This is a genomic window from Pseudomonas sp. FG13, assembly GCF_057809755.1.
This window is the reverse complement of sequence record NZ_JBMDKO010000042.1, coordinates 17,653-44,541: the sequence shown is the minus strand read 5'-3', so window position 1 is coordinate 44,541 and position 26,889 is coordinate 17,653. Positions and strand designations below refer to the sequence as shown.

Annotated in this window: 32 protein-coding genes and 1 pseudogene; 10 read left to right on the top strand and 23 right to left on the bottom strand. The window is 57.2% G+C overall.

Features of this window, described 5'->3' with window-relative positions; all coding sequences use genetic code 11:
• Positions 1-264: 264 nt before the first annotated feature.
• The 6 genes from ACODTO_RS24015 to ACODTO_RS23990 are packed head-to-tail and all read right to left on the bottom strand — an operon-like array spanning position 265 to position 6,216.
• The gene (locus ACODTO_RS24015; RefSeq protein WP_139644509.1) at positions 265-2,007 is read right to left on the bottom strand and encodes an ABC transporter substrate-binding protein; all 1,743 of its coding nucleotides are present in this window, start codon (positions 2,005-2,007) and stop codon (positions 265-267) included.
• 48 nt (positions 2,008-2,055) lie between these two features.
• On the bottom strand, positions 2,056-2,328 hold the full coding sequence (locus ACODTO_RS24010; protein WP_139644512.1) for a DUF2160 domain-containing protein: 273 nt from the start codon (positions 2,326-2,328) through the stop codon (positions 2,056-2,058).
• A gap of 10 nt (positions 2,329-2,338) precedes the next feature.
• Positions 2,339-3,139 carry a carbohydrate ABC transporter permease gene (locus tag ACODTO_RS24005; RefSeq protein WP_139644514.1) on the bottom strand — a complete coding sequence of 267 codons (801 nt, stop codon included), beginning with the start codon at positions 3,137-3,139 and terminating at the stop codon, positions 2,339-2,341.
• 10 nt (positions 3,140-3,149) lie between these two features.
• Positions 3,150-4,016, bottom strand: coding sequence for a carbohydrate ABC transporter permease (locus tag ACODTO_RS24000; protein WP_041023710.1), 867 nt, complete (start codon positions 4,014-4,016; stop codon positions 3,150-3,152).
• On the bottom strand, positions 4,013-5,122 hold the full coding sequence (locus ACODTO_RS23995; protein ID WP_139644516.1) for an ABC transporter ATP-binding protein: 1,110 nt from the start codon (positions 5,120-5,122) through the stop codon (positions 4,013-4,015). Before ACODTO_RS23995 ends, ACODTO_RS24000 begins: the two co-directional genes overlap by 4 nt.
• Positions 5,122-6,216, bottom strand: a complete 1,095-nt coding sequence (locus ACODTO_RS23990) for an ABC transporter ATP-binding protein (protein WP_041023712.1) — start codon at positions 6,214-6,216, stop codon at positions 5,122-5,124. Before ACODTO_RS23990 ends, ACODTO_RS23995 begins: the two co-directional genes overlap by 1 nt.
• A 422-nt stretch (positions 6,217-6,638) precedes the next feature.
• Here ACODTO_RS23990 and ACODTO_RS23985 point away from each other — a divergent pair, with 422 nt between their 5' ends.
• A complete protein-coding gene (locus tag ACODTO_RS23985) occupies positions 6,639-8,489 on the top strand; it encodes a sigma-54-dependent Fis family transcriptional regulator (protein ID WP_175364090.1) in 1,851 nt (616 codons plus the stop codon).
• Between the two features lie 48 nt (positions 8,490-8,537).
• Here ACODTO_RS23985 and ACODTO_RS23980 read toward each other — a convergent pair whose 3' ends face one another.
• Positions 8,538-9,032 carry an anti-virulence regulator CigR family protein gene (locus ACODTO_RS23980; RefSeq protein WP_175385639.1) on the bottom strand — a complete coding sequence of 165 codons (495 nt, stop codon included), beginning with the start codon at positions 9,030-9,032 and terminating at the stop codon, positions 8,538-8,540.
• Positions 9,033-9,148: 116 nt separating this feature from the next.
• On the opposite strand from ACODTO_RS23980, the gene ACODTO_RS23975 reads away from it, so the two are divergent.
• Positions 9,149-10,360, top strand: a complete 1,212-nt coding sequence (locus ACODTO_RS23975; protein ID WP_489107160.1) for an MFS transporter — start codon at positions 9,149-9,151, stop codon at positions 10,358-10,360.
• 277 nt (positions 10,361-10,637) lie between these two features.
• Entirely contained in the window at positions 10,638-10,844 is a 207-nt protein-coding gene (locus ACODTO_RS23970; RefSeq protein WP_139644523.1) for a hypothetical protein, read from the top strand.
• A gap of 49 nt (positions 10,845-10,893) precedes the next feature.
• Here the strand turns inward: ACODTO_RS23970 and ACODTO_RS23965 are convergent, their stop codons facing one another.
• Positions 10,894-11,202 carry an AzlD family protein gene (locus ACODTO_RS23965; protein ID WP_139644536.1) on the bottom strand — a complete coding sequence of 103 codons (309 nt, stop codon included), beginning with the start codon at positions 11,200-11,202 and terminating at the stop codon, positions 10,894-10,896.
• The gene (locus tag ACODTO_RS23960) at positions 11,199-11,909 is read right to left on the bottom strand and encodes an AzlC family ABC transporter permease (protein ID WP_489107159.1); all 711 of its coding nucleotides are present in this window, start codon (positions 11,907-11,909) and stop codon (positions 11,199-11,201) included. Before ACODTO_RS23960 ends, ACODTO_RS23965 begins: the two co-directional genes overlap by 4 nt.
• 209 nt (positions 11,910-12,118) lie before the next feature.
• On the opposite strand from ACODTO_RS23960, the gene ACODTO_RS23955 reads away from it, so the two are divergent.
• Positions 12,119-12,559, top strand: coding sequence for an HD domain-containing protein (locus ACODTO_RS23955; protein ID WP_139644540.1), 441 nt, complete (start codon positions 12,119-12,121; stop codon positions 12,557-12,559).
• Positions 12,560-12,619: 60 nt separating this feature from the next.
• On the opposite strand, the gene ACODTO_RS23950 is transcribed toward ACODTO_RS23955, so the two are convergent.
• The 5 genes from ACODTO_RS23950 to ACODTO_RS23930 form a co-directional block, all read right to left on the bottom strand.
• Complete coding sequence (locus tag ACODTO_RS23950) at positions 12,620-13,147, bottom strand: hypothetical protein (protein WP_139644543.1); 528 nt, start codon at positions 13,145-13,147, stop codon at positions 12,620-12,622.
• A gap of 152 nt (positions 13,148-13,299) precedes the next feature.
• On the bottom strand, positions 13,300-13,593 hold the full coding sequence (locus ACODTO_RS23945) for a hypothetical protein (RefSeq protein WP_241801784.1): 294 nt from the start codon (positions 13,591-13,593) through the stop codon (positions 13,300-13,302).
• Positions 13,594-13,771: 178 nt separating this feature from the next.
• Entirely contained in the window at positions 13,772-14,041 is a 270-nt protein-coding gene (locus ACODTO_RS23940; protein WP_139644547.1) for a YceK/YidQ family lipoprotein, read from the bottom strand.
• Positions 14,042-14,159: 118 nt separating this feature from the next.
• The gene (locus tag ACODTO_RS23935) at positions 14,160-14,681 is read right to left on the bottom strand and encodes a cysteine hydrolase family protein (RefSeq protein ID WP_175385642.1); all 522 of its coding nucleotides are present in this window, start codon (positions 14,679-14,681) and stop codon (positions 14,160-14,162) included.
• Positions 14,682-14,901: 220 nt separating this feature from the next.
• Positions 14,902-15,357 (bottom strand): PACE efflux transporter, encoded by a 456-nt coding sequence (locus tag ACODTO_RS23930; protein ID WP_175364097.1) that lies wholly within the window; start codon positions 15,355-15,357, stop codon positions 14,902-14,904.
• Positions 15,358-15,462: 105 nt separating this feature from the next.
• Between ACODTO_RS23930 and ACODTO_RS23925 the strand changes: the two genes are divergently transcribed.
• Positions 15,463-16,347: a LysR substrate-binding domain-containing protein gene (locus tag ACODTO_RS23925; protein WP_175385643.1), complete on the top strand. Its 885-nt coding sequence runs from the start codon at positions 15,463-15,465 to the stop codon at positions 16,345-16,347.
• A gap of 57 nt (positions 16,348-16,404) precedes the next feature.
• On the opposite strand, the gene ACODTO_RS23920 is transcribed toward ACODTO_RS23925, so the two are convergent.
• A complete protein-coding gene (locus ACODTO_RS23920; RefSeq protein ID WP_489107158.1) occupies positions 16,405-16,902 on the bottom strand; it encodes a hypothetical protein in 498 nt (165 codons plus the stop codon).
• 302 nt (positions 16,903-17,204) lie between these two features.
• Here ACODTO_RS23920 and ACODTO_RS23915 point away from each other — a divergent pair, with 302 nt between their 5' ends.
• Complete coding sequence (locus ACODTO_RS23915; protein ID WP_489107157.1) at positions 17,205-17,849, top strand: hypothetical protein; 645 nt, start codon at positions 17,205-17,207, stop codon at positions 17,847-17,849.
• A 332-nt stretch (positions 17,850-18,181) separates the two neighbouring features.
• Here the strand turns inward: ACODTO_RS23915 and ACODTO_RS23910 are convergent, their stop codons facing one another.
• From ACODTO_RS23910 to ACODTO_RS23900, 3 genes are all read right to left on the bottom strand, one after another.
• On the bottom strand, positions 18,182-18,382 hold the full coding sequence (locus tag ACODTO_RS23910) for a hypothetical protein (protein WP_041023727.1): 201 nt from the start codon (positions 18,380-18,382) through the stop codon (positions 18,182-18,184).
• Between the two features lie 113 nt (positions 18,383-18,495).
• Entirely contained in the window at positions 18,496-19,041 is a 546-nt protein-coding gene (locus tag ACODTO_RS23905) for a DUF4410 domain-containing protein (protein ID WP_175385646.1), read from the bottom strand.
• 183 nt (positions 19,042-19,224) lie between these two features.
• On the bottom strand, positions 19,225-19,452 hold the full coding sequence (locus ACODTO_RS23900) for a hypothetical protein (RefSeq protein WP_175385647.1): 228 nt from the start codon (positions 19,450-19,452) through the stop codon (positions 19,225-19,227).
• Positions 19,453-19,690: 238 nt separating this feature from the next.
• Between ACODTO_RS23900 and ACODTO_RS23895 the strand changes: the two genes are divergently transcribed.
• A complete protein-coding gene (locus ACODTO_RS23895) occupies positions 19,691-20,461 on the top strand; it encodes a hypothetical protein (protein WP_175385648.1) in 771 nt (256 codons plus the stop codon).
• Between the two features lie 309 nt (positions 20,462-20,770).
• Here the strand turns inward: ACODTO_RS23895 and ACODTO_RS23890 are convergent, their stop codons facing one another.
• On the bottom strand, positions 20,771-21,265 hold the full coding sequence (locus ACODTO_RS23890; protein WP_489107156.1) for a TetR/AcrR family transcriptional regulator: 495 nt from the start codon (positions 21,263-21,265) through the stop codon (positions 20,771-20,773).
• Positions 21,266-21,426: 161 nt separating this feature from the next.
• On the opposite strand from ACODTO_RS23890, the gene ACODTO_RS23885 reads away from it, so the two are divergent.
• The gene (locus ACODTO_RS23885) at positions 21,427-22,047 is read left to right on the top strand and encodes a DJ-1/PfpI family protein (RefSeq protein WP_489107155.1); all 621 of its coding nucleotides are present in this window, start codon (positions 21,427-21,429) and stop codon (positions 22,045-22,047) included.
• A 29-nt stretch (positions 22,048-22,076) separates the two neighbouring features.
• Positions 22,077-22,604 (top strand): DUF2867 domain-containing protein, encoded by a 528-nt coding sequence (locus ACODTO_RS23880; RefSeq protein ID WP_489107154.1) that lies wholly within the window; start codon positions 22,077-22,079, stop codon positions 22,602-22,604.
• Positions 22,605-22,694: 90 nt separating this feature from the next.
• On the opposite strand, the pseudogene ACODTO_RS23875 reads toward ACODTO_RS23880, so the two are convergent.
• Positions 22,695-22,889: pseudogene (locus ACODTO_RS23875) on the bottom strand (hypothetical protein); the annotation flags it as partial.
• Between the two features lie 76 nt (positions 22,890-22,965).
• Here ACODTO_RS23875 and ACODTO_RS23870 point away from each other — a divergent pair.
• Complete coding sequence (locus tag ACODTO_RS23870; protein ID WP_489107153.1) at positions 22,966-23,253, top strand: type II toxin-antitoxin system Phd/YefM family antitoxin; 288 nt, start codon at positions 22,966-22,968, stop codon at positions 23,251-23,253.
• 423 nt (positions 23,254-23,676) lie between these two features.
• Here the strand turns inward: ACODTO_RS23870 and ACODTO_RS23865 are convergent, their stop codons facing one another.
• From ACODTO_RS23865 to ACODTO_RS23855, 3 genes are all read right to left on the bottom strand, one after another.
• A complete protein-coding gene (locus tag ACODTO_RS23865) occupies positions 23,677-24,249 on the bottom strand; it encodes a hypothetical protein (protein WP_489107152.1) in 573 nt (190 codons plus the stop codon).
• Positions 24,250-24,486: 237 nt separating this feature from the next.
• Positions 24,487-25,608, bottom strand: a complete 1,122-nt coding sequence (locus tag ACODTO_RS23860; protein ID WP_489107151.1) for a reverse transcriptase family protein — start codon at positions 25,606-25,608, stop codon at positions 24,487-24,489.
• A 75-nt stretch (positions 25,609-25,683) separates the two neighbouring features.
• On the bottom strand, positions 25,684-25,938 hold the full coding sequence (locus tag ACODTO_RS23855) for a hypothetical protein (protein ID WP_175364108.1): 255 nt from the start codon (positions 25,936-25,938) through the stop codon (positions 25,684-25,686).
• Between the last annotated feature and the right edge of the window lie 951 nt (positions 25,939-26,889).

Sequence of the window (26,889 nt, the reverse complement as noted above, 5' to 3'; positions counted from 1 at the left end):
GGATGGGCTGATGTCATCGCGGGCAAGCCAGGCTCCCACAGGGTTTGGTGGTGTGTCTGGGGTTGTGGGCCGCGCAATCCGGTGTGGGAGCGAGCCTGCTCGCGATGGCGGTGGGTCTGTTGGCCTTGGTGTCGGATGGGCTGATGTCATCGCGGGCAAGCCAGGCTCCCACAGGGTTCGGTGGTGTGTCTGGAGGTTGTGGGCTTCTTTTCATGGCTCAAAAAAAACGGCACCTTTCGGTGCCGTTCATTTATTGCAGGGCGCTTACTTGCGGGCTGCTTCCCACGATTTCAGCAGTTCGGCGTAGCTCACGGTTTCGCCTTTAGGCTTCTCGTTCGCCAGTTTCGGCTTCGGTGCGCCCGGTTGGTCGAACCAGTACTGCGCGTCGCGTTCCGGGTTCATTTTCGGCGCGCAGGTGGCCTGGGCCTTGGAGCGTTCCAGACGGGTCATGATCGCGTCCTGATCCTTCGCCAGGCCGTCGAGTGCCTGCTGCGGAGTCTTCTCGCCGCTGGCCGCTTCGGCGATGTGGCTCCACCACAGCTGCGCCAGACGCGGATAGTCCGGCACGTTGGTCCCGGTCGGGGTCCACTGCACGCGGGCCGGGCTGCGGTAGAACTCCACCAGGCCACCCAGTTTCGGCGCCAGGTCGGTCATCGCCTGCGAGTTGATGTCCGACTCACGAATCGGCGTCAGGCCGACGATGGTTTTCTTCAGCGACACGGTTTTCGACGTCACGAACTGCGCGTACAGCCAGGCCGCGAGTTTCTGCTTCTCAGGCGTGGACTTCATGAAGGTCCAGGAACCCACGTCCTGATACCCCAGCTTCATGCCCTGTTCCCAGTACGGACCGCGCGGCGACGGAGCCATGCGCCACTTCGGCGTGCCGTCCGCGTTGACCACGGGCAGGCCTGGCTTGGTCATGTCGGCGGTGAACGCGGTGTACCAGAAAATCTGCTGGGCGATGTTGCCTTGGGCCGGCACCGGGCCGGACTCGGAGAAGGTCATGCCCGCCGCTTCCGGTGGCGCGTACTTCTTCAGCCAATCCACGTATTTGGTGGTGGCGAACACGGCCGCAGGACCATTGGTATCACCGCCACGGGTCACGCTGGACCCGACCGGATGGCAGTCCTCGACGCGGATGCCCCACTCGTCCACCGGCAAGCCGTTGGGCAGGCCTTTGTCGCCGCCACCAGCCATGGAGAACCAGGCATCGGTGAAGCGCCAGCCCAGGGACGGGTCTTTCTTGCCGTAGTCCATGTGGCCATAGACGCGCTTGCCGTCGATCTCCTTGACGTCTTCGGAGAAGAACTTGGCGATGTCTTCATAGGCCGACCAGTTCACCGGTACGCCCAGCTCGTAGCCGTACTTCTCCTTGAACTTGGCCTTCAGGTCCGGACGTTCGAACCAGTCAGCGCGGAACCAGTAGAGGTTGGCGAATTGCTGGTCGGGCAGTTGATAGAGCTTGCCGTCCGGCGCGGTGGTGAACGACGTACCGATGAAGTCCTTGATGTCCAGGGTCGGCGAAGTGAAGTTCTTGCCCTCATTGGCCATCAGGTCAGTGATCGATTCGGTCTTGCCGTAGCGGAAGTGCGTACCGATGAGGTCCGAGTCGTTGACCCAGCCGTCATAGATATTCTTGTCCGACTGCATCACCGTCTGCATCTTTTCCACCACGTCGCCTTCTTGCAGCAGGTCGTGGGTCAACTGGATCCCGGTGATTTCGGTGAAGGCCTTGGCCAGTACCTTGGACTCGTATTCGTGGGTGGTGAGGGTTTCCGACACCACGTTGATCTTCATGCCACGAAACGGCTCGGCGGCCTTGATGAACCACTTGAGTTCTTCGAGCTGCTGCTCGGCTGTCAAGGTTGACGGCTTGAATTCACTGCCGATCCATTTTTTAGCGGCGTCTTCATAGGCGTCAGCCCAGGCCACAGCGCTCAACCCGCTGAGTGCCAGTGCGGCTGCCAATGAAACGCTATGTCGCAGCTTATTGTTTTTATTGAACATAGAGACCTCCTGTTTGGGTTTAAGAGCCTGATCGTCGAATATGCGCGACTAGCCCCACCGCATCACTGCCAACAGCCACACCCAAGACAACGCGAACGCTATCCAGATGCTCCAGTCGGTGGCGCCGATTACCAGCAGATGCAGGTAGGCGCTACCGAGAAGACCGATAAACAACCGATCGCCACGGGTCGTGGTAATCGGCAGGAAACCACGCCGAGGGATGCTCGGCGAACGCAACTCCCAAGTGGTCATGCCTACCAGGAACAAGGCGATAACCCCAAAAAATACCGCCGTGGGGACGGTCCAGTTCATCCATTCCATCATCGACTCCTCAGACCCGACCCAGGGCAAAGCCCTTGGCCACGTGGTTGCGAACGAACCAGATCACCAGCATGCCCGGCAGGATGGTCAACACCCCAGCCGCCGCCAGCACCCCCCAGTCGATACCCGAGGCCGACACCGTGCGGGTCATCACCGCCGCGATCGGCTTGGCATTGACCGAGGTGAGCGTGCGAGCCAGCAACAGTTCGACCCAGGAAAACATGAAGCAGAAGAACGCCGTCACGCCGATGCCGGAGCCGATCAACGGGATGAAGATCTTGACGAAGAACTTGGGGAAACTGTAGCCGTCAATGTAGGCGGTCTCGTCAATTTCTTTCGGCACCCCGGACATGAAGCCTTCGAGGATCCACACCGCCAACGGCACGTTGAACAGGCAGTGGGCCAGGGCCACGGCGATATGGGTGTCGAACAGCCCGATGGACGAATACAGCTGGAAGAACGGCAACAGAAACACCGCCGGCGGCGCCATGCGGTTGGTCAGCAGCCAGAAGAACAGGTGCTTGTCCCCCAGGAACCGATAACGCGAGAAGGCATAAGCAGCGGGCAACGCCACGCTCAGGGAAATCACCGTGTTCAGGCTCACGTAGTAGAGCGAGTTCAGGTAACCGGTGTACCAGCTCGGGTCGGTGAAGATCACCTTGTAGTTATGGAAGGTGAAATCCTGTGGCCACAAGGTCAGGCTGCCGAGGATTTCAGTGTTGCTCTTGAACGACATGTTCAGCAGCCAGTAGATGGGCACCAGCAGGAACAGGATGTAGAGCAGCAACGGGATCAGCTTCTTATTGCTCATCGTGCAGGCCTCAACGGTTGGCGTCGGAGTGAGTCATGGCGGTGTAGAACAGCCACGACACCAACAGAATGATCAGGAAGTACACCAGGGAAAACGCGGCCGCCGGCCCCAGGTCGAATTGACCGATGGCCATCTGCGTCAGGGTCTGGCTCAGGAACGTGGTGGCGTTACCCGGCCCGCCACCGGTGAGCACGAACGGTTCGGTGTAGATCATGAAACTGTCCATGAAGCGCAGCATCACCGCGATCAGCAGCACGCTCTTCATCTTCGGCAACTGAATGTGCCGGAACACCGCCCAGTTGGACGCCCGATCGATCCGTGCCGCCTGGTAGTACACATCCGGGATCGCCCGCAGCCCGGAGTAGCACAGCAGCGCCACCAGCGAGGTCCAGTGCCAGACGTCCATCACCAGCACCGTCACCCAGGCGTCCATGGTGTTGGCCGCATAGTTGTAATTGATGCCCAGGGCGTTGAGGGTCGATCCGAGCAGACCAATGTCGGCGCGGCCGAAAATCTGCCAGATGGTGCCGACCACGTTCCATGGGATCAGCAGCGGAATCGCCAGGATGATCAACACCAGGGACGACCATTTGCCCTTGGTCGGCATGGTCAGGGCGATGGCGATGCCCAGGGGGATTTCGATCAACAGCACGCAGGCCGAATAGATGAACTGGCGCAGCAGCGAGTCGTGCAACCGTGGGTCCATCAGCACTTGCTTGTACCAGTCGGCACCGACGAAGTAGCGGCTGGACTGGTCGAAGATGTCCTGCACCGAATAGTTGACCACGGTCATCATCGGGATCACCGCACTGAAGGCCACCAGCAGGAACACCGGCAACACCAGCCACCAGGCCTTGTTGTTCTGCACCTTGTTCATGGCTGCACCTCACTCGACGATTCCAGCAAATATTCATCGGCGTACACCATCAGCCATTGGGCCGGGAAGCTGATATACGCTGTACCTTCCGGCACCGGTTTGTCTTCGGCCAGGCGCACCTTGAGCGGCGCACCGTCGAGGTTGAGCGTCAAGATCTTGTAGGTGCCCAGGTCTTCGACGTGCGTCACCTCGGCCCGCATCGCGTCGTCGTAGGGACCTTCCCAGACGTGGACGAATTCGGGGCGAATGCCGACTTTCAGGGTTTTGCCTTCAGCCTCGGCCACACGCTTCTGCAAGGTTTCGGACAGCGGCAAATGGGTCGAGCCGAAACCGACACCGCCAGGTTGCGCGGTGACCTCGATCAGGTTCATCCCCGGGCTGCCGATGAAGTAGCCGACAAAGGTGTGGCTCGGGCGCTCGAACAAGTCCCGGGGCGTGCCGAACTGCACGATCTGGCCGCCGTACATCACCGCGATCTTGTCGGCGAAGGTGGAGGCTTCCAACTGGTCGTGGGTGACGTAGACCATGGTGATGTTGAACTGCTCGTGGATCTGCTTGAGCTTGCGCCGCAGCTTCCATTTCAGGTGCGGGTCGATCACCGTCAGCGGTTCGTCGAACAGGATCGCCGACACGTCATCGCGCACCAGCCCACGGCCCATGGAGACTTTCTGCTTTTCATCGGCGGTGAGGTTGCGGGCCTTCTTGTCCAGCAGGTTCTGCAGGTCGAGGACCTCGGCGATTTCCTGAACCTTGGTGTGGACTTTCGCTTCGGCCATGCCCTGGTTGCGCAGCGGGAACGCCAGGTTGTCGAACACCGTCATGGTGTCGTAGACCACCGGGAACTGGAACACCTGGGCGATGTTGCGCCGTTCCGGGCTCAGGTCGTTGACGACTTTGTTGTCGAACTTCACCTGCCCCTCGGAGGGGCTGAGCAGTCCGGAAATGATGTTGAGCAAGGTGGATTTACCGCATCCCGAAGGCCCGAGCAACGCATAGGCGCCGCCCTGCTCCCAGACGTGGTTCATCTCACGGATCGCGTAATCCTCGGGGCCCGCCGGAGTGCTGGTGTAGCTGTGGGCGAGGTTCTGCAAATGAATTTCAGCCATCAGGCAACCCTCGCAATACGCTGGCCCGGGGCCTGAACCAACTTGCCCTGGGCGTCGAAGACAAACAGTTTGTGGGTCGGGATGTAGATGCGGATCGGCGCATCCACGTCGTACTCATGCACACCGGGCAGGTGCAGCACCAACAGGAAGTGTTCGTTGCGCACGTGCAGGAAGGTCTCCGAGCCACTGATCTCGGCCACCTCGACGGTCACCGCCAGTTCCAGGTCGTCGTCGTTGCTCGGCACCAGCGAGATGTGGCTGGGGCGCACACCGAAACGGAATTCCCCCTCGCCCACCGGGCGCAGGTCGACGTTCAGCGGGAAGTGCACGAAATTGGCGAAGCTCACTTCATTACCGGCAATACGTCCCGGCATGAGGTTGATGGGGGGCTCGGAAAACAGCTCGGCGGCCAGCACGGTTTGCGGCTGGTGATAAACCGAGGCCGCCTTGCCGCTCTGGATCACCCGGCCTTCATGCAGAATCGTGGTCGTGCCACCCAGGGCCAACGCTTCGTTGGGCTCGGTGGTGGCATAGACAGCAATGGTGTGGCGGGCCTGGAACAGTTCGCGCATTTCCTGGCGAAGCTCTTCACGCAGCTTGTAGTCCAGGTTCACCAGCGGCTCGTCGAACAGGATCAGCTCGGCATCCTTGACCAGCGCGCGGGCCATGGCGGTCCGCTGCTGCTGACCGCCGGAGAGCTCCAATGGATGGCGCTTCAAGAACTTTTCGATCCGCAGCATCTTCGCGGTTTCCAGCACCTTGCTCTGGATCACCTCGTTGGAGACACCGGCCTGGCGCAAGGGCGAGGCGATGTTTTCGAAAACGGTCATGGTCGGGTAGTTGATGAACTGCTGATAGACCATCGACACGTTACGCAACCGCACCGGACGATTCGTCACGTCGACGCCGTTCATCAGGATGCGACCGCTGTCGGGCTTGTCCAGTCCGGCCATCAGGCGCATGAGGCTGGTCTTGCCGGACAATGTGCGGCCCAACAGAACGTTGAAGGATCCGGGTTCGAAATTCAGGTTGGCATCGTCGATCCAGGTCTGGCCCTCGACGGTGCGACAAATGTGCTCAAGCGTTAATGACATGGCTCGGCCTTTTTATTTTTGGGAGTCAAGCGACCGAAGGTTAAAAGCGAAAGCCGTGCCAGAAATCTCATCCCGCTGAATTTATTGGGTTTTACCGATTTCCGTCGGAAAAATACGTTCACGGATGAACACAAGTGAACAAGCAAAGCTGAACAACTGAACAATTCGCCGGTTGACAATGAACAATTCTGAACAACAATGAATGAACGTTTTCTTGGGTTGGACGGCCTCCTGTGTGGGAGCGAGCCTGCTCGCGATAGCGGTCTATCGGCAACATGGGTGCAGCTGATCCGACGCTATCGCGAGCGGGCTCGCTCCCACACAGGATTTGCGTTCTACCTGGCAATCGGGGCTTGCCCCAGCACAAGGAGTCTGTGCGAAACTCACCACAACAATAAAAACAGCTTCTGCGAGAGTGTCCCATGGCCGCACCAGCTCCTGCCTTGTCCCACGACGCCATCATCCAGGCCTCCTGGTCCCGCTGCCGTGCCTTCGGCCTGAATCACCAGAGCGCACCGACCTTCGACCCGTTGCCCGCCGAAGGCATCGCCCAGTTACTGGAAAGCCAGCATTCTCTGGTGCAGACCACCCACCAGGAAGTCCTGCCGTACTACGAGAACATCCTCAGCAACTCCAATTGCCTGATCATGCTGGCCGACAACCAGGGGCAGGTGCTGACCTCCTGGGGTACCCAGCGTTTCATCGAGCCGAAACTGGCCCACGGCTTCAGCGCCGGAGCGAGCTGGATGGAGCGGTGCACCGGCACCAACGCCATTGGCACCGCATTGGCCTGCGAGCAGGCGGTGCACATTGAACACGATGAACACTTCCTCAAGGCCAACCGCTTCATGACCGGCTCCGCCGCGCCGATCTTCGATGCCGAGCGCAAGGTCATCGCGGTGCTGGACGTGTCCAGCGACAGCTACTTGCCGCCCTCCCACACCCTGGGCATGGTCAAGATGATGAGCCAGACCGTGGAGAACCGGCTGATCCTCAACCTGTTCCGCGGTGAACACTTTCAGCTGACCTTCAACACCGGATTGAACAACCTCGACAGCCAATGGGCAGGCCTGCTGATTTTCGACGAGAGCGGCCAGGTACTGTCCGCCAACCGCCGGGCCGACAATCTGCTGGGCCTGAGCCTGTCACGGGTCAGTATCGAAAGCCTGTTCAAGGTCTCGCTGCTGGAACTGCTGAACCAACCCGACGGCCTGCCGTTCTCCCTGCAAGCAGCCGGGCGCAATCGTTTCCAGTGCATGCTCAAGCGCCCGAACCAAGTGTCGATCAAGCCACGCGTCTTCACCGAACCGGCGCCCTCGCCCGCCCCTGCTCCCGCCGCCCACGTCATCAGTCTCAATACACTGCACTTTGGTGACAGCCGCGTGGAAAAGGCCGTGCGCCAGGCCGAACGTTTGCTGGAAAAAGACATTCCGCTGCTGATCCACGGCGAGACAGGTGTCGGCAAGGAAGTGTTCGTCAAGGCCTTGCACCAAGCCAGCTCCCGCTGCAAGCAGCCGTTCATTGCGGTCAACTGCGCGGCCATTCCGGCCGAGCTGGTGGAATCGGAATTGTTCGGTTACGAAAAAGGCGCTTTCACCGGCGCCAACCAGAAGGGCAGCATCGGCCTGATCCGCAAGGCCGACCGCGGCACGCTGTTCCTTGACGAGATCGGCGACATGCCCCTGCCGACCCAGGCCCGCTTGCTGCGGGTATTGCAGGAGCGTTGCGTGCAACCGGTGGGCAGCGCCGAGCTGTTCCCGGTGGACATCCGCATCATCTCCGCCACCAACCGCTCGCTGCGCGAACAGGTGCAACTGGGCCGTTTCCGCGAAGACCTGTACTACCGCATCGGCGGCCTGACCCTGGAACTGCCACCCCTGCGCGAGCGCAGCGACAAACAGGCGCTGTTCAAACGCCTTTGGGAACATCATCGCGAGCCCACCCAATGGGCCGGCCTGAGCCGCGAGGTGCAGGAACTGTTCGAACGTCATCCGTGGCCGGGCAACCTGCGACAAGTCAGCAGCGTGCTGCAAGTGGCCTTGGCGATGGCCGAGGAACAGCCGATCCGCCCGGAACACCTGCCGGATGATTTCTTCGTGGACCTGGAGATGGACCCGGTGGACACACCGGAGCCGCTGTCGGTGGACTTGAACGATGCCGAAGACCTGAACCGCCAATTGCAGGCGGTGGGCGGCAACATCTCGCACCTGGCCCGTCGGCTCGGGGTCAGCCGCAATACCTTGTACAAACGTCTGCGGCAGCTTGAAAACTGAGGGCGTAGCAGCCTGCCAACAGGCTGCTACGCCGGATTCAACCGAGCCTCAATCGAACGCACCGTTCAGCACTTCGTAAATGATGCCACTGGCAATCGCCACCAGGATCAGGTCCGTGCCCACCTGCCGCCACTCGTAGCCATCGTAGTGCGGCAACCGTCCCAACAGGCGCCCGTCCAGCTTCTTGGCGATACCCGGCGGCATCGGTTTGCCCCGAGCGAGGTTTTTCTGGATGCCCGGTGGCAGCGCCGGGCCCGGGCTCCAATAATCGCGGTAACCGCCGATCACACCTATGACACCGCCCCGGTCGATGCTCGGGCCGTTGTGCCAGTCACCGCCATGAGCGTTGCCCTTGCCACCCTGGTTACCATAGTTGCCTTGACCGCCCTTGTTGCCTTGCCCTCCTTTGCCCTGTCCGTGACCCGGCCCCTGGTCGAACTGAGCATTTCCCTTGCCGTTACCCGGATCCGCAACGACCATTTCAGGCCCCGCCACCAAGGCGAAGCAAGTCACCACTGCAATCAACGAGCGCGATTTGAACATGATGGCTCTCACTAAAAAAGGGAAGATCCCTGCACATAGGGACGCATAGGATGATATTAGTTCCACATCGCGTCCCCCGCCGCTAACGGACCTGACAAACGCTATCAAGGAGTTCCATGCGCAAGGATTACCTGGCCTTCTTCAGCTCATTGTTCCTCTCCCGACTGGCCGACCAGATCCTGCTGTTCATCGTCCCGTTGATCGTGTTCCAGACCACCAACAGCGTCTCCTGGGCGGGCCTGGCCTTCTTCGTCGAATCCCTGCCGCGCTATTTGTCGTTCCCGATCTGCGGCGCGTTGTGCGACAAGTTCCCGCCCATCCGTATCCTGCACATCAGCCAGGTCTACCGCGCCGTGGCGTGCATCGCCGCCACGGCGCTCTACGGGATCTTTGGCGGCCTCTACTGGATCATCGCCCTCTCGGCCTTGTGCGGCGTGCTGACCACCCAAGGCATCATGGCCCGCGAAGTCGTGCTGCCTTACATCTTCAAGCACTACACCTATACCAAGACCCTGTCCTACTCGCAGATCGCCGACCAGAGCGGACTGGTGCTGGGTCCATTGATCGCTGCGCTGATGCTGGAAGTATGGGCGTGGCATTGGGTAGTACTGGCGATTGCCGCGCTGTTCCTGCTGGCGGACCTGGCCATGCGGTACTGGCAGCGCACCAGCTCGGTCACCCTGGAAACGTTCGAGCAACATCACGATCTCTGGCTGAACCCGCTACGCATCGCTTTCAGCCATATCCGCAACCTGACGGAACTGAAGAAGATCATCAGCCTGGCGATCGGCGTCAATCTGATCATAGGCGTCACCCTGGCCACTTCGGCGGCCATGGTCATCGGCCAGTACAGCGCCGGCAAGGACTATTACGCCGGGTTGCAGGCCGCTGGCGCCGTGACCACCATCGTCATCCTGTTCCTCCTGGCACGGGTCTCGCTGCCCTTGAAATGGCTGGGTGCCCTGTCGTACACGTTGATCGCCACAGGCGCTTTCATCACCGCCCTCAGTCCAAACGCCTGGGGTTACGTGGTGGGTTTCCTCCTGGTCGTCGGCTTCGACAAAATGTTCAACGTCTACATGCGCAGCATTCGCCAGCAAGTCATCCCGCCCCAGGACTTCGGCAAGACCGTCGGCGTTATCACGTTGCTCAACAACCTGTCACAACCGCTGGCGGGCCTATTGGTCGCGCTGCTGGCCGCGCCGATCGGATTGCAAAAGGTGATTCTGCTGCTGGCGTTGGCGACCGGTCTGGTCGGCCTCGGGGTGATGGTGGCCTATCGAAGCCCGAGACCTCGATCAACACGCTTCGGCGCGGATACCGACTGAGAAATGTCACGCAATAAGGGCGACGTTCACCTCGACTGGCACCGCCGGGGTATCAGCCCGTTGCGATGACGTGAAATGCATTATTAATGACTTATTGTTGAGGCATGGTTGGAACGTCACTGGCGTCCGACTCTCCATTCGTCGCCTGTAGGATGTGGCCGGCCTTGCCGGGCCACGTCTGGCTTAGGGTTTGCAGCAATTGCCGTAGCCGCCAGGAAGACGACATTCTGACGCTGCGGCAACTCAATCACGCTTGGTCAGCCACCGGAGATGTACCGTGTCAACTCTCAATGAAATCGCAGCGAACCACGCGAGAATGGCAAAGGCAAAGGAAGAGGAATTGATACGGCTGAGTGCACTTCACGTTCAGGTAGTCGGCAGTTTTGAAATTACGCCGATTGAGGCGAAGCAACAGATGCCGCTGCACTTCATGGCTGGCGTACAGGAACATTCATTCGGGGAGACCGCAGCCCTGAGCTTCTGACCTGAGTGAGATTAATTTATCGCCCGCCTGTAAGCGGGCGATTTGCATCTCAGAACTGCCTCACCAGCGCTGCCGCCAGTATGCCCGCCGCAATCGCCGGCAACGGTTTCTTCAGGACCAGCATGACAACTGCCGTGGTGAGCAAGGCCAGGCGTGCGCCGTCATCCCCCTTGACCGCCATCGGTGCCAGGACCGCCACCAATACCGAGCCCGACATGGCGGTGATGAACTGCTGCACCCGATAGTTGATCGGCACGAACGACATCACGAAAACCCCGCCCCAGCGAGTCGCCAATGTCACGAGTGCCATGATCAGAATGATCACCAGTGTGCCATACCCCGCCGTTGCGATATTCATTGTTTTTTCTCCATCCACAACGCGCCCAACAGCCCTCCCGCCAAAGCCCCCACGACGACATGACTGTTAGCCGGTAAGTACCAGTAAGCCATCAGCGAAGAGCAGGCCGCGACGGTCCAGATGATGAACATGCGCGGGTTCTTCTTCCCGCCCACCACCATCGCCAACAGGAAACACCCCATCACCATGTCGAGCCCGAAACTGACGGGATTCTGGATGGCGCTGCCAAAATGCAGGCCCAGCCAACTGCCCAGGATCCAGGCGGCCCACAGCGCAATACCGCCCCCGAACAGCAACCCGAACCCCGGCTTGCCAGCGTTGAACGCTTGCATCGCCATGGCCCAGTTGGCATCGGAGACCACCAGCATCACGCCGTAGCGCTTGGCCACCGGCAACTCCCGCAGCCATGGGTAGAGCGTCGCGCCCATCAACAGATGCCGGGCGTTGATGGCGAACACGGTGATGATCAGTGGCACCACGGGCACCTGTTCGCCCCACAGATCCAGCGCGGCAAATTGTGAAGCGCCGGCAAAAACCAGCGTGCTCATGAGAACGGCCGACGCATCACTCAAGCCCGTTTGCGCTGCAGCCAGGCCGAAAGCGACTCCGAATACGACGACGAACAGAGAGATCGGCATCAACTGCCTGAAGCCGTCGTAGATGTGCTCGCGCTTCAACTCATGCAGAGGGGGTTCAACGTTTGACAAGACAGCGCCTCGTTCAGGGATCGACTTAAAAGGAACCAGTATGCGAGCCGAAGACAACTTCCGAAAAGCACATAATTCGAAGAGGCCCTATTCGATAACCTCATACCTCAGTGAACGCGTTCATATCGAAGACGCTTGTCTGACGCTAAGATTGCCGCGCGGTCCATCAGTCCCCGCGTCGAGTATCCCTGGAGAACGAGTGAGGTGGCATGAGTACGCTTGAGAAAGCCATAGCGATTTCCGCACGGGCCCATGAAGGGCAAACCGATAAGGGTGGCGCGCCTTACATCCTGCACCCGCTGAAAGTCATGTTGCGCCTGTCGCATCACGACGAACGTATCGTGGCGGTGCTGCATGACGTGGTCGAAGACACCCGCGTGACGCTCGCAGACCTGCGCAACGAAGGTTTCAGCGAGGCGATTCTGGCCGCCATCGATTCCCTTACCAAGCGCGAAGGCGAGACCTATCAGGCCTTCATCGAACGGGCTGCCCGAGATCCACTGGCGCGTCGGGTGAAGCTGGCCGACCTTGCGGAAAACAGTGATTTGTCACGGATAGACAGCCCGAGCCAGAAGGATCTGGAGCGGGTTGAAAAATATCGGAAGGCCGCTGAGTACCTGACGGCTTTGGCCGAAGATACGCAGGGATAGCGAGAAACAGGTGCCAGGAAGGCCCTGGCTTATTTGCCAGGGCCTTGTGCCCGAGCTACATCACACCTGCGTAAACGTACCGACGCCGCTACCGGAGAACTCTCCGTCGAAATCAGGTGGAGACTGCTGGGGATTGACCAGCACGGCCTGCAAGCGGGTCCCATCGGAGATGAACACTTTGATCTTGCCAGCGCTTATCAACAGCTGCAGTGTCAATTGCACCCCGATGAGACTCACGGCATCAGGCGCTGTACCCAGCAGGTACAGATTGGAGGTATTCAAATGGGTGCCCGTGCCGGTCGCATGACCTGAAAATCGCACCCGGATGCCTTGTTGAGGAGCATCTGGGCCAATCATGGCGGACAAAGCCGTGATCTGAATCGTTTCGGTGTGGGACCCGTCAATGCTGTCGCCACTTTCGAAGCGGAAGTAGCCACAAATGCCCTGTTGGGATCCGACCCCAGCCAGGGAATGAGGATGAACGTTCTGTTCTTGCAGCCGTTTGACTTCCAGGTCATAAGCCGCTTGAGACTGTTTTTTAAGCGCGTCGACTTGGTCAGGTGCGATGTCCTGAAGAGACAGATTCATAGCTAAAATCCCTTTTGAGATACCTGGAGACAATCCGCCTCTCTCGGTCGGCGCCTTCCAGGCGCGGTTTCTATGATGCTACGCAATGCTCGACTTGAGCCGCTCCTTTAAATCATAAACAGGAAGCGCATACAACTTTTACGCGCCCCCCCTCACAACAACGGACAAGTACCAATGACGCCATAATCCGGGCTGGAAGAGATGATTTCTACAGCCCAGCCCTGGGCAAAGACCAACTCGTTCTGCTCGACGAGGGCGAGGATTTCCGGACAGAGTTTGTCGGCGTCTTCTGACGACCCGTCTATGACGATATTGACCGTACGATGCTCGGCCGAGAACTCGGAAGCCTGGGTCAAGGCATCCAGGCCGTCCAGCATCTTGCAGAGCAACGACGCGTTTTCTTCGGACTCGTCTCCCCCACTGCTGTAGGCAGATTGAGCAGTCATGGCCATCAGCAGAAAAAACGCACCCGCTATAAACCTGTTTCTCACAGCCATGCTTCCTGGATTTTGGTGAAGGAATGCTAATGCACGAACAGAACATCGATAAATTGCAAAGGATCAAGACACCGGGCTCATTATGCGAGAGAACTCGCTCCCGCTGAGCACCCCCAAGGCAATCTGGCTACTTATGGGCAGGTTCGGTATTGAACGCGGTATACGGTAGGAACAATGTGTCGGCAACCAAGCTGAACGGCAGGTCAATGAGCGCCACCGGCAACAACACACGGAGCACGCCAGCATTTTCCTCAGTGGCCCCCTTGATCACCTCGATATCCGTGGAAGATCCGCAATAGGGATGAGCACCACAACGCGGGTGATCATCAAAGGTTTCGGCAAGCGTCGAACATCCGGTCAGGAGCATGACGGTGATCGCGCCCAGAAAAAACTTCATATGGAGCACTCCAAAAATACGGCGGGTGTTGGGCAACAAGCCCAAGTGACCGGAGGAACCGGAAGAGGTACGGATTGAATTATGCGGCCCGTCCACCTCTCCGGTAATACCCGCCACGCTACTGGAAGTCCCACTCCTCTGCCGGAACCAGTTGGCAGAACGGTCCATCCAGCGTCGCATTGTGATGAGCCACAATGTCTTCAGCGCTCATGACAGGTGAGTCCAAGGTGGTATGACCGTCGGCCACGAGTACTGCATCAAAGCCAAGATCGCGAGCGGCTCGACAGGTGCTGTCCACGCAATATTGAGTCTTCATGCCCGTGACCACTACACCCGTCACGCCGCGAGATCGCAGCTCACCCATCAGGTCGGTCTTCTCGAAAGCATTAGGCCGCCGCTTCTCAAACACCACTTCTGTACCCTGCAGCTCCAGTTCTTGCGCAATGTTCGTCAGCGGGCTGCCTGCTTCGATGGGAGAACCCGCAGGCCCGATGTGCCGAGCCAGAAAAACAGGAGCGCCAGCGCGGCGTGCCTTCGTCATCAGGGCATTGATGGTTTTCAACAAAGCCTCACAGCGCCATGGCTTTTCCGGGCCATGGACAAGTCCAACCTGGACATCAAGTATCAGCAGTGCGTACATGGGTGCATCTCCTTGCGTTTGAGCCACCGACACAAGGCCATAAAAAAGGCCCTGTCCATCGCTGGCGGGCCTTTGAAGTTCGTCTACTGATCGTTCACGACACCTCGCACGCTCCGCTTTCAGAGGTCGTGGTGGTGGTCGTCGAGGTGAGGCGATTAGTCGTCATGCAGTGAAGCTAGCAGCATCACTAAGAGCGAGCAAGCCAGGCATCGCGTCAGGCTCAAGGAGCATTGGCGCTGGACGCCGCATCCTGATCGGGCTGGGCCGACAACGGTACATCGAACACTCGATCAAACCCCCATTGAAAAACCAGCGAATAGAAAAAGAAAAACACAAACAGCCCCAGGTTGGTGATCAATGCCAGCCAAAGGCTGATACTCAGCCACGCCCCAATCACGGGGGTCAGAATCAGCGTCAATCCGCCCTCGAATCCCAGGGAGTGCAGCAAGCGTCGTCGCCAACTGCGATGGCGATAGTACTGGCGGCGCTCCCACCATTCGAACAGGCCGTTGAACAGCATGTTCCAGGCCAGCGCCACGGCGGAAATCACCAATGACAGCTGGGTCGAATAGACCAAACCTTGACCGTAGGTGAGCGCCAGGGCCGGTGCCACGAACAGCACGCCGCCAGCCTCGTAGAGAATCGCCTGGAGAATCTTGCGGGGGGTGCCTTGCATCGTGGCTCTCTCGGATTGGTGGGAGAAGACCACAGCCTGGCGAGTTGAGCGCCCACGCACAATTGAGCTAAATTGAGCCACGCTCAACCTGAGTCATCCATCCCCATGTTCGCCAAACTGCCCCTCACCGCCTTGCGCGGCTTCGAGTCTGCCGCAAGGCTGGGGAGCTTCAAGGCAGCGGCCCAGGAACTGCACATCAGCCCGGCGGCGATCTCCCATCAGGTCAAAAGTCTTGAGGGCTTCCTTGGCGTGCAACTGTTCGAGCGCTCCAGCCAGAACGTGCGCCTGAGCGCCGACGGCGAGCGCCTTCACCCGCACATCCACCGGGCCCTGCTCGATATCCAACATGGCCTGCAAATGCTGTCGCCAACGTGTGCTGCACAGTCCCTGGTGGTGAGCACCACGCCGGCGTTCGCCAGCCTGTGGCTGATACCCCGGCTTGGGGATTTTCATCGGTTGCACCCGGATATCGACGTCGGCCTGCACAGCAGCAACGACGTAGTGGACCTCCAGCGTGACGCAAGCATCGACTTGGCGATCCGCGCCTTGTTCATGCCTGAGCCACAGCTGATCGAACAACCTTTGTTGGATGAGTACTTCGGCGTCTATTGCCGCCCCGGCTGGCAACCGCCCGAAGAGAACTCACCTGTCGAGCTGATCGACGTACCGTGGTTGAGCCACTCAAGCGTCGCAGTCGACTGGCCAACCTGGTGCGCCGCGGCAGGCACCCAGAGCTGGCTGGATAACGCGCGCTTGCGACGTTATGACGAGGAACAGCATGCGCTGCAGGCCGCCATCGCCGGGCATGGGCTGGTGCTCGCCAGTAACGTGTTGGTTGCTGAAGCGGTTGCGCGGGGGCAACTGGTTGGCTATCGCCCTGAGGTGAATCTGCCGGGGGCACGGTATAGCGTGGTGTGCGTGCCGGGGCGGGAGCGGCAGGCGGCGGTGCGGGTATTTAGGGAGTGGTTGGTGGAGCAGACTATGGGCTGAGCATTGGGTGCTCATGCTTGTTCATCTAAAACGACAGTGTTTTTTATCGAAGGAGCATCAATCAGCGTTAGGGAGTGCTTTTCCTCCTGGCGCAGAGGCAGCAGTGGGATGAGGGATATAAATCGCCGAAACCAGAGGTGCGTTCTTCAGGCATACCCAACCGCTTTCTCCAGCATCTCCAGCGATGAGATAACTCGTATTGATTTCCACCAGGAGCCACCCACCGCGCCGCGCCCATTTTGCGGAGTTAGCCGCAACAGAAGTGAACTCCGGCAATTTCGCCTGGGGTATCCCTGGCTGAGAGCCACCCACCTGACTGATCATTTGTTGCAGTGTCGGTGCTCCACATGCCGCATTGGCCGGCTCCCCTCCCGCGCTCTTGGTAGTGACCGCAGCCTCGCAACCTGTGGCGCTCCCTCCTCGGACCAGCTTCACATTGATGTGTTTGCCAGTCCTTATCGCACTCGCAATCACATCGGTCTTCGTGACGACGCCATTGAGAGCGCTGACAATTCCGCTTTCATCATTTGGAGCGAGTGTGCTGCTGGAAGCCATGTCTATTCTCCTCGTCCTTGAATGCGCCGGATGAATATCCGAGCAGAAACGCTGAGTATAGATAGATATGAAGTATTCCCAAGGTGAGCGACGACGGGGACGTGCTACAGCAAACGAGCCCCACCTGATCACGACCTGTGCACTGTTGGATGCGAAGGGATTGGTTGAGACAAAAGCTGCTTGTTCCCAGCGAGCCAATGAGCCACCATCCATCCCGCCACTCCTGCGCGTATAGGAGTGCACGAAAATCCCGGCCATCGTGTCGGTTTTTTTTTGGTTATCGAGCACATAAGGACATGGTCATGCGGGTCGTCACTTTCGTTATTTTTTTTGCTGCAGCACTTGCCGGTTGCTCTGGAATACCTTCAGTTCCCTACGAAGAGCCTGCTCAATCCGAGAGCTTGGCCCGTGTTCGGGTCATCACCAACTCCAGCGTGTATGGAGACAGCATCATTGGCAGTTGTGCCCCTGCTACCCGTCACAAAATGGCTGAAGCCGGACGTTTCGGGCGGGACGGGACGGCGAGCATCAACTATCCGCAGTACCCTCTGAAGACAGCGAGCATTGGCATGCCGCAACGGGTTATGCCCACTCTTATCGAGTACATCCCTGCCATTCGGATGGCCGAAGGGGCGTACAAAGAGGTCGTGACCGAGTATCGCGTCAGGGCTGATCTACCCTTCCAGGTTGCAACCCTGGGCGCGACCATTGGCGGCTATGGCAGCACTTACTCGTCCTGCGGTGGCCAGGCGCTGGTTTACAAGCTGGAACCAGGGAAAGACTATGAAGCTTTGGCAGGCGTGGCTAACAGCCCCAACAAAGATGGCGGGCAAACGCTTATGTGCATCCTCGGGGTTTTCGAACTCGCCTCTTTCCCTGGCACTTCAATTGTCATTCCCAAAAAGCTGACGCCTGCTGCGCCTCTGCAGGTAGCCTGCAAGAACTGACAGGCACAGCCCGCAATCCGGCGGGTTTTGTCTCTATCGGAAATGAGAAAGCCCCGATTTGGATCGGGGCTTTTGCGTTGCGGCGAAAGCGAAAAAGGGACAAATTCATTTCCCATAGGCAGGCAGTCCCACTCAAAACAAAGCGTTACGGCCTAATACCAGTCAGTTGAGGATCAAACGGCGCAAAACCTGTGGAAGCAAAGCTTGCTCGCGATTGCGCTAAGTCAGTCAGCAGCAATGTTGACTGGTCTGTCGTTATCGCGAGCAAGCTTTGCTCCCACAGATTTGTGGCTTAACTGACTGGCATTAAGTGTTACGGCCTGCTCTTCTCGTCAATGAAGCACCCTGCGGCTCTCTCCAATCCTGATCCGGTCGAGCGCTCTATTTAAAGCATCCAAGGCATCGAGCAGCGCTTTCGCCTCAGCTTCCCGACCATCGCCCCAGAGGCGCTCAGCCATTTTGTTCAGTGCCTGAATAGAGCGCTCGATGTCAGCAGCAGTCACTGCTTTGCTTTCCTGATGTTTCTTTGACATTGATCACCCCTTCCTCAGGGTGTGCTTTCTTTCCGTTTTTCCAAAAGCTTCACAGCAAAAGACATGAGATCAACGCCCCAATCCAAACGTCGATACATTAAGCAAGAATCGTCTTACTTGGCTTTCGCGCTCTTGATGTCACTGATGATTTGCTGAGAAATAGCCTGAACCTGCTTTTGGGTCATGGCCGACATGACGCCCTCCCAAGCAGACGATGTCGTGTCATAGGTCCGTGTGCCAATCAGGTGGCCTGATTTCAAGTCCGAGTAATCTGCGCTGGAGTTGACCCACGCATTGCCTACCATGACACCGGCTCCGTAGCGTGCCCCTGGGGTCAGGTAACGGAAATTGCTCACGTTGATTTTAATGCCCACACCGTCTTTGCCGTCGAGGCTTGTCGGCTGGGCTTCGGCAAGGTGGTAGCCCGCGCGAGTCGCTTCCGCTTGCAGGGCGTCACTCCATTCTTGCTTCAGGCGAGACCAGTCCTCGTTCTGTTCAACCTTGCTGTTTCCCTGGAAGTTGACGACCAGGTTCTGCTTGGCTGATTCCTGGATGACCAGTGTTTCAGTTCCGCCGCTTTTCACAGAAGCAGCGCATCCACTCAACATCACGATGGCAACAGCGCAGGACAGCGCAATCGAGAGCTTGGTTTTGTTCATTGACGTCCATATCCACAGAATTGGTTGAGAGAGGTTAGATATTCCCGTGGGGCAAATGAGCGCACACGTTGAACGCGCAGAATTTAGCATCATTACTTTGCCACTACGAGCCGGGGGCATTATGAAATAGGGACAGCACCACGATGCTCATCTCCCCGTGATTCACCGCTGTATTCCCCTGCTCTAATCCAATGATGAGGTTTCCGGCGGAACCCAATAAGCCTCTCTCACCTCATCCAACGCCTGCCAGGGTTGGGTGGCGAATCTCGCATTCAGACAGGTCGGCTCATGCATGAACGTCAGCTCTCTATCGCTCTCGGACTGCTCGGCGCCACAGCTCTTGCATTTCACGATCTGATTGCGCAGCGCCCAACTTTCATGCCATGAAATCAGCTTTTCGAGGGGGGTCACTTTTCCTACATCCCATTACAAAACCTGTACAAAAATATAAATCATGTACAGCTTATTGGCTAGCCAGTCGGGTCGACGCGACTGACCATCGGGCGCCTTATGGGATTTGCCAACAGACGCCAGAAGAAATTGGGCATGGCCAGTCTTGACCTGATAGCGTTGCGGGCAAGGGTCATGGATGGGTGCGGTGAGTGGACAAACCAGGGGTTCCAATGTCAGGGCGAAATAAGGAACGTTAATGCCGTACAACTACACGAACGGCCGCTACCTGGTCTTCAAAGGCAATGGCAGCGATGGCGCACCCCTGGGCCGGATTCACCAGGACGGAAAAGTTCGAAACCACTTGGGTGAGCTGCTGTACTACATAGACGTAGACGAACGTGCGTTCCTTTCGACCGACTTTATCTTTCACGGGAATATACAAAAATGTCGCGGCACATTTTATGTACTCAGCGACAAAGTTCTTTTCACATTCTCCGAGATGAAGGTTGCGCCACTGGGGAACGAGACCGAGGAGCAGGCCCTTCACAGGGAGTTCAAGAAAAGAGCGCTCAGTTTGGCAGGGCAGATCGTCCAGGCAAAAAATGAAATGGTGCAGGCACGCTTGGATATGGCCTGGTCAGACTTAAACCCTTTTCGCCGCCTCCGTGCCTTCTTCGCGGGCCGGGCCCACAGAGAACGAGCATCACCAGAGTGGCAGTGCGGTGGAGCCGAAAGAGATCATGAACTCAAATCGAGCGCTGCCCCTTTTTCAGTCGCGACAATGGTCTTGTGGGCTGCGGATGCAAGGAAAACGCGGGCAGATCACAATTATGAGACGGTCCGATTACACGTGAACTCAAGCGGTGCCCTGCCCCCAGCTGTCTGGTTTCCGCCGATTGAGGTGGGTCGTATAGCGTCATTTGCAGCAACGCCTCGCCGTAGCTCGCATTGGAAAAGGGCCCTGTCTATCTACACGCCCAGTTTCTGCCCGCACACTTATCGACCGCCTTCACGGACGAGGAAATAGACGGTGATCAGCCATGTTGCAGATTGATCAGGACTTTATGACAAAGCTGGTTTTGGCACTCTCTCTGCTCACATTGGCCGCCTGCACCCCTTACAGATCCCTGGCCTCGACAGATCCAAACTGGATGCGCCTGGGTGGTGATGAGCCTGAGGGTTATCCAAGGACATTTGTTGAGAACCTGAGCGGCCATTGCTCTCTGGTGACCGAGTCATGGTCTGAGGGAAGAATCAATGGTCGTCTCCTATGGACCAAGCACCAGTCTCGGCAGTCTATGGCCTGCCCATAGCGTCTATGCCGGGAGGTATCAGGTCACAACTTAGCCCGCCACGGTGCAAGAGCCCCTTCGAAAAGTGAAAAGGCTCGATGCATGAAACCATTGAAGCGAGCGGCATCACGCCGCAGCCCTGCCTGTTGGCCGCCGATCAGGCATAAATGGGCCATCTGCCCCATCACCTCTGCTTCGCCTGGCCTATGGACCAAGCGGCGGCAGGTCCGTATCGCGAAGTCCAGTCGTCTTGTGTCGACACGCTGCTGAAACTCGCCTACCAACGGATCGTGCAGCGACCAGGCTCGGATGGAAACTTCCCGCCCTGGTTGTTTCTCAGCGGCAATACTCAAGTAGCGTTTCAAGGTCTCGCCCGCGCTACGCCCCTGCGCCGCATAAGCGAGCATGCGCTCCGTGTAATCTTCTTCCCATGCGGCCAACAAAGTGCGGACAAAGTCTTCGCGATTGCGGAAATGGTGATAGAACGATCCACGGGTCACATTCAATCGGCGCGAAAGACTCTCGGCCGAAACGCCCATGTGCCCTATTTGGTCGAGGGCCTCAAAACCAGCGGCGATCCAATGGTACGCGTCAGTTTTTTCACCCGTTATTTCGCCCCCTGTTTAGCACCATACAGACTGTGTAGGGTGGGCAACCGATTGATACGTTGCGAGCACCAGCACTTGTCATGGAGCTCGCCTTGAAAAAAATCGTTCTGGTTGCTTTCGACCACTTCACGGATATCGACCTGTTCCTGATGTGGGACATCTTAGGCCGCAACACCGAGGATTGGCACGTCCGAATAGTGGGTTCCAACCCTGTTGTGCGATCGGCGCACGGCCTGCCTGTTTCGGTGCACGGTCCGCTTTCGGAGGCCAATAGTGCCGACGCGGTATTGTTTGTCAGCGGCAAGGAAGGTATCCCCGCCGCACTTGCCGCCCCAGACTTCCTACCGTCGTTTGAACTTGATGCCAGACGCCAGCGAATCGGCTCCATATGCGCCGGCGCTTTCATTCTCGAACGACTTGGGTTGCTTAACGGCCAAGCGACTACGCACCCGGATGCACGCTCGGACCTGCAAGCCCTGGGACTTGAGTGCGTGGACCAGCCTTTTGTATGCCGGGGGAACATTGCAACCGCTGGCGGATGCCTGTCGGCGCTCTATCTGGTGGGATGGTTGGTGGAGTCCTGGTTCGATGTCGACAAGCGCCGTGCGACGTTACTCCCTGTTCTGCCAGCTGGGCAGCAAGCGCTCTATGATGCCGTGATTGAGCTCAGTATTCGCCAAGGAGCAGTGGGCGCTTCAACAACATCCAATTAATCCGTGTCAGAACTCAGGAAGGATCCCCGATGCACCGAGAATTTGAGCTCATTACCTCCGTGCCAGTCCCCACCAGGTCCGGCATCGCCCACCTTTACAAGTCGATGAACCTGACGGACGCCTTCGCGATTCGGCTCCCTGCGGGTGCCTCTGGCAATCCGGATTCACTGGCTCGATTCATCCTTTCCCACCAGCCCTCCTGGATCGGCTGGCTCATGAAAATCCGAGACACTATCGTTGCCTGTTTTGGTCTCAAGACAGCCAAACAGTTGGCAACCCTTGCCAATCGGGTTGGAATCTTCAAGGTCTACAGCACGAACCAGACTGAAATCGTACTGGGAGAGGACGACAAGCACCTCGACTTCCGGATATCGATCCTATGTGTTGAAGAAGCAGAACTGGAAGGCAGTCGCCAGCTGGTTTTTTCAACCGTGGTGCACTGTCACAATCGTCTGGGCCGGGCGTACATCTTGGTGATTGCCCCGTTTCACCGATTGGTTGTAAAGGCCAGCCTTCTTCGTGCGGCGCGGGTCGGTTGGCCTCTGGCGGGCTGCTAAAAAACTCTACTGTAAAGACCGGTGGGCTACGACCGTTATTCAACCGACCCAAGCCTCATGAAATGGGCGACTCACAAGTCGCCCATTCTTCTAACCAGCCGCCTGCGCCCGCAACCACCTACCAATCACATCCATCACGTCACACCCATCGCGTAGCGACGTCGTCAGGAGCTTGCAAAAGTCGGCGAGCACTACGGTGTCCGAACTAATATCCGAGCGAAACGCAATATTTTCCAGAACCTGGGTAACGGTGCGAATGCGGTAATCGGCGGTTTCGAAGAGGAGCTGGGAATCGCTACCCAGGGCACTTGCCACCCACCACAGAATGACCAGAATAAAGACCTATATAGGAGTCTGATCTATGCAGAACATTCTGGCCGATGTGGCCGTCAGCGTATCCGAACTCAAGAAGAATCCCTCCTCCGTCTTAAACGGTGCCAACGGCTTGCCCGTGGCCGTACTGAACCAAAACCGAGTTATGGGTTACATGGTCCCGGCCGATGTCTACGAGGCGATGGTAGAGCGCCTGGAGGAATTGGAACTCGTCCACTTGGTCAAGGCACGGATCGATGCCAACGAAACACCTGTTCGCGTATCTCTTGACGATCTCATTGGCGAGGCCGAGGCAGATATCGCCAATGGCCGTTGAGTACGGAGTCGAGTGGGGTCCGAAAGCTCTGAAAGAACTGCGAAAACTCGACGACACCCTCCGCCTCCAGTTCTTGCGAAAGCTCTAGGAACGGCAGGCCGGGCCGCGAGTGTCAGGTGATGCACTTTACGGCATGAAGGATTGCTACAAGACCAAATCGCGCAGCGCTGGCTACCGACTTGGAACACCGGGACAGACCACCATTCTAGATACACCTGAAATCAGCTCGGATTAATTGTGGTCTTTCCCCCATTTCCCTCCCATTTTCCCAATGTGCACCGCGCGCCAGTGGTCTTCCGCCGCGACAACAACGAAATATGGGCCATGGCCGAAAGCTCGAAGCCATTGCCCTGCGCCTCAGCAAGAACTATCCATAGCCGCTTCCATCGCAGTCATCCGGTATAGGGTCAAGCAAGCGTGCCGTCAGGTTGCACCCGGTATCGATGTCGTGACGATGGGATATGATTGGGCTATGCGCTTCAGTCTATCGAAACTATTCTCAATCAACTGAATGACTGCAGGGAAGTTTTCCATCTCTGGAGCATTGAAATTGGCTTCCCAAGCCATTGCCTGAAAAGCCCATAACAATTCCAAGCACGCTTCAGCTCGAAGAAGATCGATATCAGTTTTCAAAAACTCTTGAATGTCTGCAGCCAACGAGACTGCGAGCTGTTTGCAAAGCTCATGCTTATCCTTGTTCTCTCTAAGCATCCCAAAATCAAAGTCCACTCGCTTGATGAAGACTCGAATATAAGCTCGACGCTTATCCTCTTCAGCCTTTTGCTGCTTATCGTGTTGATATGCTGGCACCCAAATAGCAATAAGTATGGCCATTATTGAGCCGATAGCCTGAACCCAAGCCGCCCCGTCTTTCAATACACCAAAGGCCTCCAGAAGAGTAAACAGGGCCCAGCCTACGGCACCTACAGCGAGAAAGGCCCAAATGGCCCACACACTCGCAAGCTTCACTCCCCCAAGAATTTGATTTTTTTTCAAAGAGATTTTTCCATGCAAAAAAAAGAAGTTTGACCAGTTTCGTTGGGCCAGTCTACGCCACCACTTACATCCCTCTAGGTCGCCGCTATAGGAATATCGGGGACAAGGGAATACCGGGACAGACCACGATTCTAGATACACCTGAAATCGGTTCGAATTAATTGTGGTCTGTACCCCATTTTCGGGAATGGTATGAAGTACCGATCCATAAGTTAACGAGTTGCAGTACCGGCCTCTTTACTGCCAAGGTAAAGGACCGTCTTGCTCCGATGAGTACTCAAGAATGGGGGGGGCAGCTAGCGAACTCGTCTCTGTGTTCGAGTTTGCTACTATTGCCTGCTGGTATCGTTCCAAAAGTGGCGCTTGGTAGGACCGCATAACCAAATTGAGGCGCTCCTTTAACATCGCACCGTCTGGATGACCGCACGCAAGTAGCCTCCCTACCCGCCCCATCGCACGATGATAGGTTGATTCAAGATCAGACCAATTATTGGTCGATTCACTCATGACCTCAAACTCCCTGACCGCTGAACGTATACGCCTACGCTCCAACTTGGTGAGCCCTGGGGAGCTATTAAAGACGCTCAACCCAGTCACCGTAACGGGCTGGAAAATCGCACCATCGGCTTTGATGCCCTGCCCACGGACGCGCATGTGAAGCTTTGTTCGCTTCTGATGACATCCTTTGGCAGCTAGCATTCCAGTGATAGTCGAAACAATATTGGTAAGCTCATCCGATGACGGCTTACGACCACATGAGATCGTGATGTCGTCGGCAAACCGAGTGTATTGGAAACCTCGACCCAGAAGACCTTTTACGATCTTCGGCTCCACATCCCAGAAAACCAAGTTGGCGATGTAGCCACTCGTACTAGCACCTTGGGGCGTGCTTCCCTCACGAGTGCATATTGATGATAGCAAAGCCGCTACACTCGCTCCGAATCCAAATAGTCCGCGAAACAACGCGTCTACATGTCGTTTCAATATGGACGGGTAAAAGTTTCGGATGTCTTGGAGGATGACGAATCTTGCCCCAGCGTGCACCGCCGCATTGCTGTGAATGCTTCTGGGGGACTTACGATCTTTGATGCCACCGTGCAGATACGGGGGAAAAGTCGCTTTGGACAATATCCTGTCGACGAGTTTTCGCTGAACCCGCTTGAGCGGTTCGTGAGCATCGTAAGTGTCTCGCATTTCGGGAGGTTTTCCCGGCTTGACCTTCTTCTCTTGGGGCACATGGCGATACATTTGGTCCGCACGGGTTGCAAGCCTTTCAAGCAACTGCTCACTTTCGCCAAGTGCCAGAGCCAAAGCCCGGATGCTGTGGATCGGCTTGAAGGGGTAAATTGGAGCATCCATATCCCAGTCCCTGAAACGAAGAAGGGCCGATATATAGATCGACCCTTCAGAATTCGAATGATGTGATTTGTTGCGTCATGAGCCTAATGCCTCAAGGATTTTGCTCGCGATCTCGCTAGCACTCTCCCAGTATTCCTGCCTATTCTTCCAAATCTCGATAAGCAATTGACGAATCAGGAAGCTCCGCAAATCTCTAAGCATCGCTGTCCATTTTTCGCCCTTACCCTTCTTGTCATGAGAGGACGGGCAATCAACTGTAACGCGGGTGTCTTGGTTATTGTGCTTTTGCAGCTTAGTCCGAGGACGAGCTGCTTTCTTTGAACGCAACATGGTTGTAGCTCCTGGCCGGCGAAATTGCCGCCGCCAAAGCATTCCGGGCCGAATGGAACTACCAAGACACCACTACAAACCACAGTTCTGCTTATCAATATTGATTTATCAATATCGATAAGCCGTCGCCGCCACATTTTGCATTCCGTCACCGAGGTAGCTTTCGCCAACGCATTAGATTTAGCGCTTTACATCTCGTTAGCGCTGATCAGGGATACCACCAAGGCGAACCTTAGGGTGCCCGAGGAGCACAACGTTCAGCGCTGACGCATATCTAGAACGTTCTAGGGACGGGTCGTGCGGAGAGGTAGCTTTGAGAACACAAAGCTGGTCGGTTACCCAACCACCAACTGCAAGCCCAGAGAATTTGACCATGTTTAAAGAGCACCTGGGCGGTACGCCCAGCAAGTCCTTTATACCTATAGGAAAAACACTTGGCAATGCCAATACGCCACTAAAAAGGGCAAAAAAGGGGACCGATTTATTTCCACCAGGAGAGGTTTGATGAAACCGAAGGGAAGACCGTGATTTGGCTCACCTTTTATCAGCTCGTCATAATCGTTGTCTGTCCTAGTTTCCCGATCCTCTTCCTTTTGCCAACACACCATTCACTCGTCTTCTTCATCGCTATCCGCGAGATACTCCCACTGCCACCGTCAATAAATGACTGACAACCCTCATCAAATGACGAGGATCCCGTGTCATAGGAGCCCTCACCATCGATTCCATTTTCTTCCGCCCACTCCTACCCCGCCTGATGTCCTGAGCAGTGGATCGTTTTGCAAATCGCAGACAACAAAAAAGGGCCCACCTTTCGGTGAGCCCTTCTAGACCGCCCAGCAGAGCGGATTTTGTTTGGTAGGCGCGATTGGACTCGAACCAACGACCCCCACCATGTCAATGTCTGCTTGAGCAAGCTGCAAGCCTTGGTGCTCAAGGGTTTCACAGAAC

Coding starts and splice junctions, on each gene's coding strand:
- ACODTO_RS23995 (WP_139644516.1), bottom strand. CDS start 5,122: ATGGCTGAAATTCATTTGCAGAACCTCGCCCACAGCTACACCAGCACT.
- ACODTO_RS23855 (WP_175364108.1), bottom strand. CDS start 25,938: ATGTTGCGTTCAAAGAAAGCAGCTCGTCCTCGGACTAAGCTGCAAAAG.
- ACODTO_RS23985 (WP_175364090.1), top strand. CDS start 6,639: ATGGCCGCACCAGCTCCTGCCTTGTCCCACGACGCCATCATCCAGGCC.
- ACODTO_RS24005 (WP_139644514.1), bottom strand. CDS start 3,139: ATGAGCAATAAGAAGCTGATCCCGTTGCTGCTCTACATCCTGTTCCTG.
- ACODTO_RS24010 (WP_139644512.1), bottom strand. CDS start 2,328: ATGGAATGGATGAACTGGACCGTCCCCACGGCGGTATTTTTTGGGGTT.
- ACODTO_RS23895 (WP_175385648.1), top strand. CDS start 19,691: ATGCCGTACAACTACACGAACGGCCGCTACCTGGTCTTCAAAGGCAAT.
- ACODTO_RS23980 (WP_175385639.1), bottom strand. CDS start 9,032: ATGTTCAAATCGCGCTCGTTGATTGCAGTGGTGACTTGCTTCGCCTTG.
- ACODTO_RS23925 (WP_175385643.1), top strand. CDS start 15,463: ATGTTCGCCAAACTGCCCCTCACCGCCTTGCGCGGCTTCGAGTCTGCC.
- ACODTO_RS23860 (WP_489107151.1), bottom strand. CDS start 25,608: ATGGATGCTCCAATTTACCCCTTCAAGCCGATCCACAGCATCCGGGCT.
- ACODTO_RS23905 (WP_175385646.1), bottom strand. CDS start 19,041: ATGAACAAAACCAAGCTCTCGATTGCGCTGTCCTGCGCTGTTGCCATC.
- ACODTO_RS23920 (WP_489107158.1), bottom strand. CDS start 16,902: ATGGCTTCCAGCAGCACACTCGCTCCAAATGATGAAAGCGGAATTGTC.
- ACODTO_RS23930 (WP_175364097.1), bottom strand. CDS start 15,357: ATGCAAGGCACCCCCCGCAAGATTCTCCAGGCGATTCTCTACGAGGCT.
- ACODTO_RS23975 (WP_489107160.1), top strand. CDS start 9,149: ATGCGCAAGGATTACCTGGCCTTCTTCAGCTCATTGTTCCTCTCCCGA.
- ACODTO_RS23990 (WP_041023712.1), bottom strand. CDS start 6,216: ATGTCATTAACGCTTGAGCACATTTGTCGCACCGTCGAGGGCCAGACC.
- ACODTO_RS23940 (WP_139644547.1), bottom strand. CDS start 14,041: ATGAAGTTTTTTCTGGGCGCGATCACCGTCATGCTCCTGACCGGATGT.
- ACODTO_RS24015 (WP_139644509.1), bottom strand. CDS start 2,007: ATGTTCAATAAAAACAATAAGCTGCGACATAGCGTTTCATTGGCAGCC.
- ACODTO_RS23870 (WP_489107153.1), top strand. CDS start 22,966: ATGCAGAACATTCTGGCCGATGTGGCCGTCAGCGTATCCGAACTCAAG.
- ACODTO_RS23945 (WP_241801784.1), bottom strand. CDS start 13,593: ATGACTGCTCAATCTGCCTACAGCAGTGGGGGAGACGAGTCCGAAGAA.
- ACODTO_RS23950 (WP_139644543.1), bottom strand. CDS start 13,147: ATGAATCTGTCTCTTCAGGACATCGCACCTGACCAAGTCGACGCGCTT.
- ACODTO_RS23955 (WP_139644540.1), top strand. CDS start 12,119: ATGAGTACGCTTGAGAAAGCCATAGCGATTTCCGCACGGGCCCATGAA.
- ACODTO_RS23910 (WP_041023727.1), bottom strand. CDS start 18,382: ATGTCAAAGAAACATCAGGAAAGCAAAGCAGTGACTGCTGCTGACATC.
- ACODTO_RS23890 (WP_489107156.1), bottom strand. CDS start 21,265: ATGGGCGTTTCGGCCGAGAGTCTTTCGCGCCGATTGAATGTGACCCGT.
- ACODTO_RS23965 (WP_139644536.1), bottom strand. CDS start 11,202: ATGAATATCGCAACGGCGGGGTATGGCACACTGGTGATCATTCTGATC.
- ACODTO_RS23935 (WP_175385642.1), bottom strand. CDS start 14,681: ATGTACGCACTGCTGATACTTGATGTCCAGGTTGGACTTGTCCATGGC.
- ACODTO_RS23880 (WP_489107154.1), top strand. CDS start 22,077: ATGCACCGAGAATTTGAGCTCATTACCTCCGTGCCAGTCCCCACCAGG.
- ACODTO_RS24000 (WP_041023710.1), bottom strand. CDS start 4,016: ATGAACAAGGTGCAGAACAACAAGGCCTGGTGGCTGGTGTTGCCGGTG.
- ACODTO_RS23915 (WP_489107157.1), top strand. CDS start 17,205: ATGCGGGTCGTCACTTTCGTTATTTTTTTTGCTGCAGCACTTGCCGGT.